Origin of the sequence: Ruegeria sp. HKCCA4008, from assembly GCF_013033125.1 — a bacterium.
GTDB lineage: Bacteria > Pseudomonadota > Alphaproteobacteria > Rhodobacterales > Rhodobacteraceae > Ruegeria.
In genome coordinates, this window is the sequence record NZ_WQDM01000002.1 from 678,653 (window position 1) to 692,386 (window position 13,734).

Below are 13,734 nucleotides of genomic sequence, written 5' to 3' on the forward strand. Positions count from 1 at the left end.
CCCGTCGCCATTGGTTTCTCGGACCAATGACGCAACCAATAACGACCCCCGGGATATTTACAGCCAGATGAAGGGCGGATCCGCGCCTTTCGGAAAGGAAAGACGAAATGTACAGTTTCGAGTTTGAGAAACCCTCGACCATTGCTGATGCGGTTGCTGCACTGGCCGCCGAGGATGCGCAGGCGTTGGGGGGCGGACAGACGCTGATCCCAACATTGAAGCAACGGTTGGCGGCCCCGTCCAAGTTGGTATCGGTCAGCGGAATTCCCGAGATGCAAGGCGTTTGCATCGAGGATGACGGATCGGTGTCGATCGGTGGCGCGACGCCCCACGCTGTCGTCGCCCGCGAGGCCGCAGGGTCGTATCCAGCGCTTGCAGCGCTGGCCGGTCAGATTGGCGATCCGGCAGTCCGCAACCGCGGGACGATTGGCGGCTCGGTTGCCAACAATGACCCTGCGGCCTGCTATCCGGCAGCAGTATTGGGATCAGGGGCGACTATAGTGACCAATACCCGCCAGATTGCCGCCGATGACTTTTTCCAGGGAATGTTCACGACGGCGCTGGATGAGGGTGAAATCATCACGTCAATCCGTTTCCCGGTACCGCAAGCCGCAAGCTACCGGAAGTTCCTTCAGCCAGCGTCGCGTTTTGCGCTTGTCGGGGTCTACCTGGCCCGCTTTGCGGACGGCGTACGCGTCGCGGTAACCGGCGCGAGCGAGGACGGCGTTTTCCGGTGGTCCGAGGCTGAACAGGCGCTGAACAAGGAATTTCGCCCTGATGCCCTTATGGACCTGCGCGTCAACCCGGCGAACATGATTGCGGATCTGCATGGAAGCAAGGCGTATCGAGCCCATCTTGTTTCCGTCATGACCAAACGCGCGGTTGAAGACTGCTTGTAAAGAATTGGTCGGTAAAATCGAAAAGTCCCGGTGTGATCCGGGGCTTTTTATCCTTGCAGCGTCACCACTTTTCCATTGGGGCGAACACAGATCGCGATGCACTCGCCGGCTGCCTGCGCGAGGGTCGCTGCAATTTCAGCCTCTGAGGCGTAACAGAATGCCGTTGAAAGCGCGCCTGCCGTCGTAGCGTCCGGTGCCTGGACCAGACGTAGCGATGGCGCGGTCTTTCAAATTCGTGACTTCGACAAGTCCGAGCACTGGATCCGTTCGCCCAGCAGCCACTGATGGCCACTTGCATAATACTCTCCGATATTGACCAGAACCTTTTCCCACCCGGCTTTGCGCAAGGCGCAAACGACCAGATCGGTGGCGAAACCTTGAGCGATGCCGTACAGGGTAAGCGCTAGTCCCTGCCCATAGCTCTAAGGCGGCCTTTCATCCAAAGTTGCAGCCGCAAGGAAATCGAACTTGGCGGGTGATGCGCCCCTGGCCGGTCCGGTGTGCAAACTGTCACCACGTCAGCCAAGGGCCGCGGACGCACGGGGTATGCGGACGGTCGACGGGGGGCAGATTTGGTTCGCCGATCAGTGCGGCATTAGCCCCGGGTGATATCGGGGTTTTTCACGTCAAAGGCGATGCTTTGCCAAAAAAGAACAGGCCGCCCAGATGGGGCGGCCTGACCAGGTTTTTCTTGTGCCTACGCCTTACTCGGCTGCCTGCGTGCTGCTGGCAGAGTGCTTGTCACGCTGACTGTCGCGGAACAGCGCCTTGGCCAGCGATACGCACATCAGGCCCATCACCATGGTGAACGGAAGCGCACCGATGATCATGGCATTGCGCAGCGCGTCCATAGGGTTGTTTTCACCCGCGGCCAGAATCAGCGCACCGATCACTGCCGTCAAGATCACACCCCAGATGATGCGGTGCTTGATACCGGTTTCCTGGCTACCACCCGACATGATGGTGTTCATCACCAGAATACCCGAGTCCGCCGAAGTCACCAGGAAGGTCATGATCAGGATCACGCACATGACGTTCAGCATGGACAATAGCCCACCGTCGATCATGTAGGACAGTGTGGTGAACAGCTTGTTGGTATTCGATGCACCGATAATCGCACCTTCTGCCGCGCCTGCCAGTTCCAGATCAATTGCTGTGCCGCCCAGAACAGTCATCCAGGCAAAGCACACCAGCGCAGGTGCGAACACGCAGCCCAAGATGAACTCGCGGACGGTGCGACCTTTGGAGATGCGCGCCAGGAACAGACCCACGAAGGGCGAGAACGCGATCCACCATGCCCAGTAGAAGGTGGTCCAGCCTGCCTGCCAGCCGAATTGACGACCTTGCTCACCTGCAGCATAAGCCGCGGCCAAGGTTGCTTCGTCCAACCCGGCTGCTGCACCTTCCAGACCGCCTTTGAAGCCGTCGAAACTGCCCCAGGCGTTGGTCGCCCCACCCATCAGGTCTGCGGCATGTGCTTGCGCCTCGGCCGGCAGGGCCGCTGCGAATGCTTCGGCCGACAGCGGGCCATAGGCGTTAAAGCTGAGCGACAGGAAGTGGAGGATGTAATCGACCATGGCAGTACCATAAGTGGTCATGGCAAAGACAAACGAGCCGAAGACCACGAAAGTGCCCAGCAAGATGATCGACAGCACCAGATTCAGGTTGGACAGGTACTTAACACCCCGGCCAACACCGGATACCGCCGAAATGATCGACAGGCCCATGATGACGACCAAGCCTGAAATCAGACCAACCTTGCTGGGGGTCGGCACCTCGCCGCCCAAATCCATGATCCACTGCATGCCGGTGATCGCATAAAGTCCGTCGATGAACTGGCTGACGCCATAACCGATGGTTACGGAAACGCCGAGGATCGTCGCGACAACGCCCAAAACGTCGACCACGTGGCCGAAAAAGCCGTTGACGAAACGGCCAAACAGCGGAGTCAGCGCCGAGCGGATCGTCAGAGGCATGTCGCGTGTATAAGCGTAGTAAGCCAACGACAGGCCGGTCACCACGTAGATCGCCCAGGCGTGGAAGCCATAGTGCAGGAAAGTGAAGCGGTAAGCCGATTGCAATGCCTCAGGTGTGTTACCTTCGACCGCGCCGGAAACGACAACCGGGTTAGATCCCCAAAGGCCCAGCGGTTCTGCTGTGGCGAAAACCATGAGCCCCACACCAAGACCGGCACCGAACATCATGGAGAACCATGAGAAGTTCGAAAACTCGGGCTTTTCCCCCGGCGTTCCCATGATCCGACGACCCGTGGACGGAATGATCGCAACAACGGCAAGGAAAAAGAAGAAAAAACCGACAATGACGATGTAAAAGCTGTTGAAGACCTCCAGCAACTGGCTGTTCAGGCTGCCCAATGTGCTGTTTGCATTCGCTGGGAAAACCAGGGCCCACAGGACCAGCCCGACCATGATGGCCTTGCTGATCAGGGCAATTGGGACGCTGTAGTTTTCATAGAATCCGGAATCAGCCGTTTCTATTTCAACGTCCGTGAAAGGTTCGGGTATCGACATATCGCGCGTTCCTCCTCGAGTGTGTCGTTTTTGTTCTTCTGAAAAAGTGCTGGAAAGCATCGCGTTGCACGACGTGGACAATCGTGCACGTTGCACAAACCGATGTTGAGTTGTGTTCAGCCCAAACTTGGGCTTGCAGTAATAACGCGTGCTCCCATTACGTCTCTTACTGCAAATTTCCTCCGACTACTTGCTGCCTGCTGTCATCACCGGTCCTAAGTGGTAAGTCAGCCTGTGGTTGAATATCGTCGCAGCATCCAAAGTGGTTGTTGGGTTTCCAGTTTCGAAAAACCTATAGCAAGGGTGAGATGTTCTAACTTGAGAAACCGACACTTCGATCACATGAAGCGACCATCGAATTCACTCGATTGCGATGTTAGCGAGAACACTACGGCGCCATGATTTGTTGTGACAACTGCGTCCTTCACAGCTTCAGGACCAGTTTATCGGACTTGGCCCGCGAAACGCAGGTGCACAGGAATTCGTGGCTTTCCTGCTCTTGCGGAGTGAGTATTCCGTCGCGGTGATCGACCTGCCCTGACACTACGTCAACAATGCATGACCCGCACAACCCTTCAGAGCAGCCGAAATCGACATGCACGCCGTTGCTTTGCAATACTTCGAGAATGGTTTCCTCCTTTCCAACCGGGTAGACCGCGCCGGTTGACTGGATTTCGATCTGAAATTCCGCGTTTGGGTCGTGGTCGATGTCAGAGGCGGGTGCAAATCGTTCAAAATGGATTGCCCCGCCACGCAAGGATGCACCTGCTTCCAGAACAGCATTCAGCATCGGTTCAGGTCCGCAGGTATACACATCCGCACCGACGGGCATCGATTGCATGACCGATGCCAGATCAAACCTGCCGTCTGTGTCATCGCAATGCAAATGATACCATTCATCCAGCCCAAGGGCCCTGAACTGCGCGTCCATCGCTGCAAATTCTTTCGATCTTACAAGGTAGTAGACCTGAAAATCCTGCCCGCGGTTCATCAGTTCCCGCGCCATTGCAACCAGCGGAGTCGCCCCGATGCCGCCTGCGATCAACGTGACATGCCGATCGTGGTTTTCGAGTTTGAAGTGATTCCGCGGCCCGCCGATTTCGACCATCGCCCCTTCTTGAAGCGCGTGCATGGCCACCGAGCCGCCACGCCCTTCATCTTCGCGTTTGACGGCGACATTGATTACACGGCCGTCCTGACTCCAACTCCACAGTGAATACTGCCGCACCAGATCGTCGGCCAGATGGATATCGACATGTGCGCCGGGTTGAAGGCTTGTGAAGCGGCCGTTTTCGATTTCAAAGCAAAAATCGGACGTGTCCGGGCTCAGCCGTGTTTTGCGCACGAGGCGGGCAACTTGTGTATCCATCACACATCCTGTTCGTTCTCGGTCGACTTTGGTTCTGTACCCGATCGCAAACAGCAGGAAAAAACATAGATTTCAATTGCAAAATTTCTCACATTCGGATGAATGTAACTCACCTCTACCTTTTTGAGCAACGCAGCAACCATGTCACGACGCCACTATAATCTTCCACCTCTCACGACTTTGTCGGCCTTCGAGGCCGCCGCGCGGCATCTCAGCTTCAAAGAAGCGGCCGGCGAACTGTCGGTTACGCCGGGCGCTGTCAGCCACCAGATAAAAGCGCTGGAAAGTGAACTGGGTTCGGCACTGTTCGTCAGAAAACACAGGGGCGTGGAACTGACCGAGGATGGCCAGGACCTGTTTGAAGTGCTCGGTACGTCGTTCCGGCAGATATCGAAGGTGCTTGAAAAGATTCGCAGCGGTGATTCAGAAAATCCGGTGACGGTAGGGTCCACTACCGCTGTGGCAGCGTTGTGGCTTTCTCCGTCGGTCATCCGGTTCTGGCAGGACTACCCGCACGTAAAAGTGAACCAGATGGCGCAAGACAAGCCATTCTCGGACAGACCGGATATCGACTTTTTCATCCGTTACGGTCGTGACGTGAACTCGCAGCTGAACCATACTAAACTGTACCGTGATACTCTGACGCCGGTCTGTAGCCCCGAGATGGCCATGGAACTGAAGGGGGCAAGCCTTGAAGACCTGGTCGAACGTCGCCTGATCCACCTTGAAACGCAGGACAACACCTGGACCACCTGGCCATCTTGGTTTCACGACCTCGGATACACCGGAGTTGTACCGGTGCAGTCGCGCGTAAACAGCTATGCGTTGGCGTTGCAGTTGGCCCGTAAAGGGGCCGGGCTTGCATTGGGGTGGAAACGCTTGATCCAACCCATGCTGGCATCCGGAAAACTTGTTGCGCTGGAAGAATTCAGCCTCCCTGCCCCGAACAATTTTTACCTCGTCGGTCGCCCTGACGACCAGCTGACAGAAGGTGCCCTGGCGCTGAAAAACTGGTTGCTGGATGAATTGTCCGGGGGTTCGGTTTAGTCTGCCTAAATCGGCCATGAGGTTTTTTGGTATTGAATGAAGCCGGCTCGACCGGTCAATGGGGTAACGTTGAACACATTCCGAATTACTCAGGAGCAACCGATGAACAAGCATTCAGCGCTTTCGTCTGTTCTGACCCCGGTAAACACCGCCAAGGGCCTGCCGAACGAGCATTATATCGATCCCGATGTCTTCGCCGAGGAACGGGAGGCGGTCCTGTTCGCGAACTGGTCAGGCATAGGTTTTGGCAAAGACATTCCCGAAGCGGGAGATGCCTTTCCGATCGACTTCCTCGGTGTGCCGCTTCTGATGGTGCGCGACCGTGACGGGCAGATCGGCGTTTTCCAGAACACCTGCCGCCATCGCGGAATGATTTTGGTCGACAAGCCGCAGAAAATCCGCGGCGCGATCCGTTGCCCCTATCACAGCTGGTGTTACGGCCTGAATGGCGAGCTGCGCACTGCGCCGCATGTCGGTGGCCCCGGACAGAACACGCATGAAGATCTGGACTTTGCTGAACTGGGCCTGATCCGCATACGTTCCTATGTCTGGCGCGACGTTGTCTTCGTGAATGTGGATGGCAACGCCCCTGAGTTCGAAGAGGTCCATCGCGAATTGATGGAACGCTGGAAAGATTTTGAACAGCCCATGTATCATGGCGGTGCCGGCGCGTCTGTCCGGCTCGAGCTGGAGTCGAACTGGAAACTGGCGGTCGAAAATTTCTGCGAAAGCTATCACCTGCCCTGGGTTCACCCGGGTCTCAACAGCTATTCGCGTCTGGAAGACCACTACAACATCAATGAACTGGGCAAGTATTCGGGTCAGGGCACCTACGTCTATCGCCAGTTTGAAGGTCAGAACGGCGAAAAACTGGATGACTTCCAGAATCTGAGCGAAAAGTGGAACGAAGGGGCGGAATACATCGTCGTGTACCCGAACACCTTGCTGGGTGTTCAACGCGACCATGGATTTGCCTTCATCATCGATCCGATCACGCATGAACGGTCAAACGAAAGGATCGAGCTGTACTACGCCAAAAAACCGGAAGACGCACCCGAGCACGAAGCGTTGCGCGCAAAGAACGCGCAGCTTTGGAAAACCGTTTTCGAAGAGGATGTGTTCGTGGTCGAGGGCATGCAGAAAGGCCGTCATGGTGTCAAATTCGACGGCGGCCGTTTCTCGCCCGCGATGGATGGCCCAACGCATTGTTTTCACCACTGGGTGGCCACTCAGATCGAAAAAGCCGGTGCCGAGGCATAAGCGGCTTTCCGGCCGGATCATGGGCTGAGGGCGCCACGAATGCGCCCTGCCCGGTCAATTTCAATCAGGAACATCGCAGGTGCAGGCGATGTTCCTGATTGCGGAAAGACGCGTACGGATGCGTGTGATGGGTTCATCACGGTCCGGTCCGCATCGTTGACGGCGCTGTGAAATCAGGATTCAGCCGCAAAAATAGTAGAAAGCGTATGATTGCGTACAGACCAACTCACTTCGCGTTTCCGGTAAGAGGCTGACCTTGGATCTGCAAGAACTCGACAAGCACCTGTTGCAGGCTCATGCGGATAATGATGTGCCTGCGCTGATCCGGCTCTACCACGAGGCAGCCGACCGGGCCGAGCAAAATCAGGATCTCGACGCCGCTTGTTTTTACCTTACACATGCGTTTGTGTTCGCGCTGGAATACGGCGCGCCCGAAGCGGATGAGTTGAACCGAAAACTATACGAACGCGGTCGCGCCCATCGTTTGGTGTTCTGACGAAATCGGTGTAGTTGGGGTATCGTGCTGGCAAAGAGACAAAGCATGACCCATTTCACCTTTCTGTGCCTCGAAGATTTTCCGCTTGCTGCCCTGTCCATGGCCATCGACCCGCTGCGCGTGGCCAATGAGATCAGCCGCAGCGATGGTCTTGGCTGGACTGTCGTTTCGGAAGATGGACAACAGATCATGTCCAGCTCACGCCTCAGCATCAACCCTGACAAGGCATTGTCCGAGGTGGAGGAAACCGACGTCGTGCTGGTCTTTGCCGGGGCCTCAGCCCGGTTGAAGGATCGCAAGGCTTCGGGCGGAGCGCTGCGACGGCTTTTGTCCCGTGGCGCGCGGATCGGTTCGGTCAGCGGCTCACTTTTTGCGCTGGCGGAAGAAAAGTTCTTCGATGGTTACAGCTGTAGCGCGCATTTCTGCTATACCGCTGCTTTGAAAGAACAATTCGACAGGGTGAACCTGTGCGACACGCTCTATACGATAGATCGCAACCGAATGTCCTTTGCCGGGACTTCAGCGGTTTTTGAGTTCATGCTGGGCGTGATTTCGGACGAGGTGTCCGATGCGGTTGCCGTCGAAACGGCCTGCTGGTTCCAATACGCGACTTTGCGTGATGCCGATACGTTGCAGGTTTTGCCGGGCTACAGCAAAAATCAGACCCGCAATGCCCTGCCGCGCCCGGTTCGGCGGGCCATCGAGTTGTTTGCAAACAACATCGAAAACAAGATCTCGATCGAGCAGGTTTCGAAACGCGTTGGCATGTCCATCCGGCAATTGGAGCGGCATTTCAAGAAGGAAACCGGGATCAGCCCCGGCGGCTACTATCGCAGGCTGCGACTGGACGCGGCGCGGCAGAAACTGCTTTACACCGACCAGCCTTTGCAGGAAATCGCGCTTTCGGTCGGGTATGACAGCGCCAGTTCGTTTTCAAGCAACTATCGGCGCGAATTCGGTCTGCCGCCGACTCAGGAGCGCAAGGACCGAAGCCGCGGCGCCAGACACGCGGCATTGTCCTTTGGGCACCGTCCTTCACAGGGCCCTGGCCACCTCGATCAGCATATGGTGAACTGAAATCGCATAGCTGCGTGGCGCGTAGATCGAAAAATCCGTTCCCGCTTCATTGCAGCGCAGCAGGCACCCCACATGGTGGATCGCGGTGCGGTTGAAGGCTCCGGCCGGCATCTGCTCGACATCCAGAACGGTCAGACGTTGCAGCAAGCCTGTGGCGCCCTGCCCGGTCATGTCGATGCGTGTGAACGCGTCCGACTGATCGGTCACCGACGCTATGCCGGCCAGCTCGGATTCCATACGCCTGGCCAGGTCCAACGGGCCTGCAAAAGCTTCTTCGCACAGGTACTGATCCGGGCCCAGCCAGTGCAGGCTGCTGGTTTCGCCCTTTTCCCACCGCCCCGCCTCAGGCGCCGGGATTCCGCAAACGGTTTGAAGTTTGGCTTTGACGGTTTCCTCCTGCCCCAACCGGGCCGAGACGGATGCCAGTGCCACATCCTCCCGTTCCTGAAAGGTCAGAGTTCCGACCACGTCCCGTTTGGGTTCACTGCCGCCAATGGCGGTCTTGGCAACAAAATCACGCACGGAGCCGTTCTCCTTCGGGGTCAACGAAATGCGCGCTGACAAGCGTCGCTTTGATGTTGGTGTCATCCACCGGGCTGACAATCTGCACGGTGTCGCCCAATCGCTGCGTCCCGCGTTTTACAAAGGCCAGCCCGATGCTGCTGGACAGGTGCGGCGAGTAGGCAGCCGATGTGACATAGCCCAGATCGTTTTCCGGCAGGTGTGGCGCACCCTCGTCGAACACATGGCCACCGGCCAGCACGGTATCGGCGTTGTTGACCGGCTGAATGCCGACCAAAGCCAGGCCATCCGGATCGGTCAGTGCTTCGCGTGCGCTGAGCGTCGCACCGATACTGTCTTTCTGGGTTGAGACCATGCGCCCCATGCCCAGATTGTGGGCGCTGGTGGTTCCGTTCAGTTCGTTTCCGGTGGCATGGCCCTTTTCAATCCGCAGAACGCCAAGCGCTTCGGTGCCATACGGCGTTACGCCAAGGGGCTCTCCAAGCGCCATCAAATGTCGGATCAGCGCGTCACCGTACCGGGTAGGCACAGCCAGCTCATAGGCCAACTCGCCCGAGAACGAGATGCGGAACAGCCGCGCCGGGATTCCCCCGGCAATGGTCACCTCGCCACACGCCATAAAGGGAAAACCTTCGTTGCTGATGTCATGGCCGTCATCAACGACCTTTTGCAGCAACTCACGGGACTTCGGGCCCGCTATGGCATATTGTGCCCAGGCGTCGGTGGTCGAGATCATCTGCACATCCATGTCCGGAAACAGGCATTTATGCACGAACTCCATGTGGCGATAGACACCAACCGCGTTTGCGGTTGTGGTGGTGACCACAAAGTGATCCTCGGCCAGGCGGGCGGCGGTGCCGTCATCCATGGCTATGCCGTCTTCGCGCAGCATCAGGCCATAGCGGGTTTTGCCCACCGGCAGTTTGGCGAAGCCGTTGCAATAGATCTTGTTGAGGAATTCCGCGGCATCCGCGCCCTGCACGTCGATTTTGCCCAGCGTGGTCACGTCGCAGACGCCGACACCGCTGCGTACGGCCAGAACCTCGCGATCCACGGACTCGCGCCAATGGGTCTCACCAGCCTTGGGGAACCATTGCGCACGCAGCCAGGGGCCCACCTCGACGAATACCGCGCCCTGTTCTTCGGCCCATTGGTGGCTGGGCGTCAGTCGCGTAGGTTTGAATTCTTTTCCGACCGAGCGCCCGGCCCAGGCCCCCATCGCCACGGGCGTGTACGGTGGCCGGAAGATGGTCGTGCCGGTTTCGGGAATGCTCTTGCCGGTGATCTCGGCCATCACGGCCAGCGCGCCGACATTCGCGGTTTTGCCCTGATCCGTCGCCATGCCAAGGGTGGTATAGCGTTTCAGATGCTCGACACTGCGAAAGCCTTCCTGTTCGGCCAGTTTGACATCCTTGACGGTCACGTCATTCTGGAAATCCAGCCAGGCGCGGCCTTTGCCGGGCACATGCCACAACGGGGTGATACGGATCTCATCATCCTCGGCTTTCGGCAGGTCGACCGGACAGGCCCTGATCCCCAGCCCGTCAAGCGCCGCAAGTGCCGCATTGGTGCCCGAGGCGATCGCCCCGTGGCTGGTCAGGTTGCCCGCGGCGGCACCGGCGACACTCATACCCTTGGGCAGTTCGACAGGTGGGATGAAGGCTGCGAGCGGTTCGAACCATTGCGGCCGGCCGCGCTGATGGCATGTCAATTGCACATTCGGATTCCACCCACCCGAAACGCCCAGACCGCTTACTTCGATGGGGCGGGTTTGACCATCGGTCATCTGCACGGTGATCGATTTCAGCCCCAAACGGCCCTGCGTGTTCGTGACCTGCGCCCCGGCCAGCAATTCACATTCTGCAATGCGCGGTGCATCGTGGCGCGGGTCGATCACGGCAACAACTTTGATCCCGGCTTTGATCAGATCCTGTGCGGCGCGGTGTCCTTCGTCATTGTTGGTGAAGATCGCCACACGCTGGCCCGGTGTCGCAGCCCAGCGGTTTGCATAGGCCCGCATCGCGCCCGCCAGCATTATGCCCGGTCGGTCGTTGTTTTCGAAAGCAATCGGACGTTCGGTAGAGCCGGCACAAAGCACCGTGTGCTTCGCGTAGATGCGCCACAGAATCTGGCGAGGTTTCCCCGCCTCGGGCACCGCAAGGTGATCCGAGACCCGCTCAAGCGCGCCGTGAATGCCGTGATCATAGGCGCCGAACACGGTGGTGCGCGTCAGAAGGCGCACATTGTCCATCGACGCCAGCTCTCCCAGTGTCTGCGCGACCCAATCGGCATTCGAAATGCCCTCGAACCGGTCACAGTCAGACAACAGACGCCCACCCATCCGGCTGTCTTCGTCCGCCAGAATGACCCGCGCGCCAGACCGCGCCGCCGTCAACGCCGCGATCAGGCCGGAAGGACCGGCACCGATAACCAGGACATCGCAATGCAAATAGCCCTTGTCGTAGATATCCGGGTCGGCCTCCTGCGTCAGGCTGCCCAGACCGGCCGCCTTGCGGATCATCGGTTCATAGAGCTTTTCCCAGAACGCCTTGGGCCACATGAAGGTCTTGTAATAGAAACCCGCCGTCAAAAAGGGCGAAAGCCGATCATTGATCGACAGCGCATCGAAGGCGAGCGAGGGCCAGCGGTTCTGCGATGTCGCCTCGAGCCCGTCGAACAGTTCGACCGTGGTCGCGCGTGTGTTGGGCTCCTGCCGGTTGCCTGTGCGCAGCTCGACCAGCGCGTTGGGCTCTTCCGAGCCCGAGGCCAGCACACCGCGTGGACGGTGGTATTTGAACGAACGGCCAACCAACCGCACGTCATTGGCCAGCAGCGCCGAGGCCAGCGTATCACCCTGATAGCCTTCGTAGGATTTGCCATCGAAGGTAAAGCGCAGCTTTTTGGACCGGTCGATCAGACCGCCCTGCAAACGATTGTTCTGGGTCATTTTCCCCGTCCCGTCTTGCGGGCTACATCCCGCGCCAGTTCCGTTGCCAGAATTTCATGGGTCAGCGTGTCGCGTGTCACAACCAGCCACGAGCGGTCGCCCTGCTCGTGAAACCACAGCTCTCGGTGGGTTCCTGCCGGGTTGTCGCGCAGGTAGACATAGTCGTGAAACTCGGCGGCGGCCGTGTCGGATTGCCAGTCGGGCCGATTGATCAGGCTCGCGTCGCCCAGATAGGTGAATTCCGACGCGTCGCGCGGGCCAAGCAGTGGATGATTGATGATCATGTCCGGGCCTCCTCAGTGCAGGTTGGGCTGTGCGCCCACGCCTTTTTCGTCAATCATCCGCCCGGTTCTGAACCGGTCCAGACGATAGGCAGTTGCAACGTCATGCGGTCGGTCGGTGGCCATCAGATGCGCGAAACAAAAACCAGATGCTGGGGTTGCCTTGAACCCGCCATAGCACCAGCCACCATTGAAATAGAGCCCTTCAATTCCGGTGTGATCTATGAACGGCGAGCCATCCATCGACATATCCATCACGCCGCCCCACATCCGCAGCAGGCGCGCGCGACCGATCATCGGCATCAGGGACATGCCGCCTTCGGCCACGTCCTCGACCACGGGCAGGTTGCCGCGTTGCGCATAGGTGTTGTAGCCATCGATATCGCCGCCAAAGACCAGACCGCCCTTGTCCGATTGGCTGACATAGAAATGACCGGCGCCATAAGTGATCACCCCGTCAAGCACCGGTTTCAGCCCTTCGGTCACAAAGGCCTGGAGCACGTGGCTTTCGATCGGCAGGCGCATCCCCGCCTGTGCCATCACGCGCCCGGAAGACCCGGCAACCGCCACGCCCACCTTCTTGGCGCCGATGTAACCCCGTGTGGTTTCAACACCCAGCAGTTTTCCGTTTTCGATGCGGAACCCGGTGACTTCGCAATTCTGGATGATGTCGACCCCCCTTTGATCCGCGGCACGGGCATAGCCCCAAGCGACACCGTCATGACGCGCCGTACCACCGCGACGATGCAACAGACCGCCCTTGATCGGAAAGCGCGCATCGTCAAAGTTCAGGAACGGATACATCGCACGAACGCCCTCTGCATCCAGCAGTTCCGCCCCAGAGCCGGTGAACATCATCGCGTTGCCACGACGACGATACGCGTCACGCTGCGCGTCCGTATGACAGAGGTTCAGAATACCGCGCTGACTGACCATCGCATTGTAGTTCAGGTCCTGTTCAAGATTTTCCCACAGTTTCAGCGACAGCTCATAGAATGGCTGGTTGCCATCCAACAGGTAATTGGCGCGAATGATCGTTGTATTGCGCCCGACGTTGCCGCCACCGATCCAGCCTTTTTCCAGAACCGCCACCCTGGCGGCGTTGTGTTCCTTGGCCAGATAGTATGCCGTCGCAAGGCCGTGACCGCCGCCGCCGATCACGATGAAATCATAGCTTGATTGAGGCTCGGGATCGCGCCAAGCCGGTGTCCAGCCCCGGTGCCCATTCAAAACGTGCCGCATGATCGCGAGTGCCGAATACCGCATGAATTTGTGTCCTTAACCTCAGTGCGCCGTAGCATCATG

Annotated in this window: 11 protein-coding genes and 1 pseudogene; 5 read left to right on the top strand and 7 right to left on the bottom strand. The window is 58.3% G+C overall.

What is annotated here, in order from left to right; all coding sequences use genetic code 11:
• Positions 1-107 precede the first annotated feature (107 nt).
• Entirely contained in the window at positions 108-899 is a 792-nt protein-coding gene (locus tag GOW60_RS07585; RefSeq protein WP_171228811.1) for a xanthine dehydrogenase family protein subunit M, read from the top strand.
• A gap of 227 nt (positions 900-1,126) precedes the next feature.
• On the opposite strand, the pseudogene GOW60_RS21400 reads toward GOW60_RS07585, so the two are convergent.
• The 3 genes and pseudogenes from GOW60_RS21400 to GOW60_RS07600 all read right to left on the bottom strand — a co-directional run.
• Positions 1,127-1,300: pseudogene (locus GOW60_RS21400) on the bottom strand (FAD:protein FMN transferase); the annotation flags it as partial.
• Between the two features lie 303 nt (positions 1,301-1,603).
• A complete protein-coding gene (locus tag GOW60_RS07595) occupies positions 1,604-3,430 on the bottom strand; it encodes a BCCT family transporter (protein ID WP_171228812.1) in 1,827 nt (608 codons plus the stop codon).
• A 424-nt stretch (positions 3,431-3,854) separates the two neighbouring features.
• Positions 3,855-4,799, bottom strand: coding sequence for a PDR/VanB family oxidoreductase (locus GOW60_RS07600; protein WP_171205173.1), 945 nt, complete (start codon positions 4,797-4,799; stop codon positions 3,855-3,857).
• A gap of 123 nt (positions 4,800-4,922) precedes the next feature.
• On the opposite strand from GOW60_RS07600, the gene GOW60_RS07605 reads away from it, so the two are divergent.
• The 4 genes from GOW60_RS07605 to GOW60_RS07620 all read left to right on the top strand — a co-directional run bounded on the left by GOW60_RS07605 (position 4,923) and on the right by GOW60_RS07620 (position 8,679).
• Complete coding sequence (locus GOW60_RS07605) at positions 4,923-5,846, top strand: LysR substrate-binding domain-containing protein (protein ID WP_371813334.1); 924 nt, start codon at positions 4,923-4,925, stop codon at positions 5,844-5,846.
• Between the two features lie 102 nt (positions 5,847-5,948).
• Complete coding sequence (locus tag GOW60_RS07610) at positions 5,949-7,106, top strand: aromatic ring-hydroxylating dioxygenase subunit alpha (RefSeq protein ID WP_171228813.1); 1,158 nt, start codon at positions 5,949-5,951, stop codon at positions 7,104-7,106.
• Between the two features lie 256 nt (positions 7,107-7,362).
• Positions 7,363-7,602, top strand: a complete 240-nt coding sequence (locus tag GOW60_RS07615; protein ID WP_171119331.1) for a hypothetical protein — start codon at positions 7,363-7,365, stop codon at positions 7,600-7,602.
• Positions 7,603-7,647: 45 nt separating this feature from the next.
• Positions 7,648-8,679 carry a GlxA family transcriptional regulator gene (locus GOW60_RS07620; RefSeq protein WP_171228814.1) on the top strand — a complete coding sequence of 344 codons (1,032 nt, stop codon included), beginning with the start codon at positions 7,648-7,650 and terminating at the stop codon, positions 8,677-8,679.
• Here the strand turns inward: GOW60_RS07620 and GOW60_RS07625 are convergent.
• From GOW60_RS07625 to GOW60_RS07640, 4 genes are read right to left on the bottom strand one after another with little or no spacing between them, the layout of a single operon-like run.
• Complete coding sequence (locus tag GOW60_RS07625) at positions 8,638-9,201, bottom strand: sarcosine oxidase subunit gamma (RefSeq protein ID WP_171228815.1); 564 nt, start codon at positions 9,199-9,201, stop codon at positions 8,638-8,640. The genes GOW60_RS07620 and GOW60_RS07625 overlap by 42 nt on opposite strands.
• Positions 9,194-12,148: a sarcosine oxidase subunit alpha family protein gene (locus GOW60_RS07630; protein WP_171228816.1), complete on the bottom strand. Its 2,955-nt coding sequence runs from the start codon at positions 12,146-12,148 to the stop codon at positions 9,194-9,196. Before GOW60_RS07630 ends, GOW60_RS07625 begins: the two co-directional genes overlap by 8 nt.
• Positions 12,145-12,432 (bottom strand): sarcosine oxidase subunit delta, encoded by a 288-nt coding sequence (locus GOW60_RS07635; RefSeq protein ID WP_152460339.1) that lies wholly within the window; start codon positions 12,430-12,432, stop codon positions 12,145-12,147. The genes GOW60_RS07630 and GOW60_RS07635 overlap by 4 nt, the downstream gene beginning before the upstream one ends.
• A 12-nt stretch (positions 12,433-12,444) precedes the next feature.
• On the bottom strand, positions 12,445-13,695 hold the full coding sequence (locus GOW60_RS07640) for a sarcosine oxidase subunit beta family protein (RefSeq protein ID WP_171228817.1): 1,251 nt from the start codon (positions 13,693-13,695) through the stop codon (positions 12,445-12,447).
• Between the last annotated feature and the right edge of the window lie 39 nt (positions 13,696-13,734).

Excerpts from the sequence above, each read along its gene's own strand:
- GOW60_RS07620 (WP_171228814.1), top strand. The coding sequence starts at position 7,648 with ATGACCCATTTCACCTTTCTGTGCCTCGAAGATTTTCCGCTTGCTGCC.
- GOW60_RS07610 (WP_171228813.1), top strand. The coding sequence starts at position 5,949 with ATGAACAAGCATTCAGCGCTTTCGTCTGTTCTGACCCCGGTAAACACC.
- GOW60_RS07585 (WP_171228811.1), top strand. The coding sequence starts at position 108 with ATGTACAGTTTCGAGTTTGAGAAACCCTCGACCATTGCTGATGCGGTT.
- GOW60_RS07630 (WP_171228816.1), bottom strand. The coding sequence starts at position 12,148 with ATGACCCAGAACAATCGTTTGCAGGGCGGTCTGATCGACCGGTCCAAA.
- GOW60_RS07600 (WP_171205173.1), bottom strand. The coding sequence starts at position 4,799 with ATGGATACACAAGTTGCCCGCCTCGTGCGCAAAACACGGCTGAGCCCG.
- GOW60_RS07640 (WP_171228817.1), bottom strand. The coding sequence starts at position 13,695 with ATGCGGTATTCGGCACTCGCGATCATGCGGCACGTTTTGAATGGGCAC.
- GOW60_RS07595 (WP_171228812.1), bottom strand. The coding sequence starts at position 3,430 with ATGTCGATACCCGAACCTTTCACGGACGTTGAAATAGAAACGGCTGAT.
- GOW60_RS07635 (WP_152460339.1), bottom strand. The coding sequence starts at position 12,432 with ATGATCATCAATCATCCACTGCTTGGCCCGCGCGACGCGTCGGAATTC.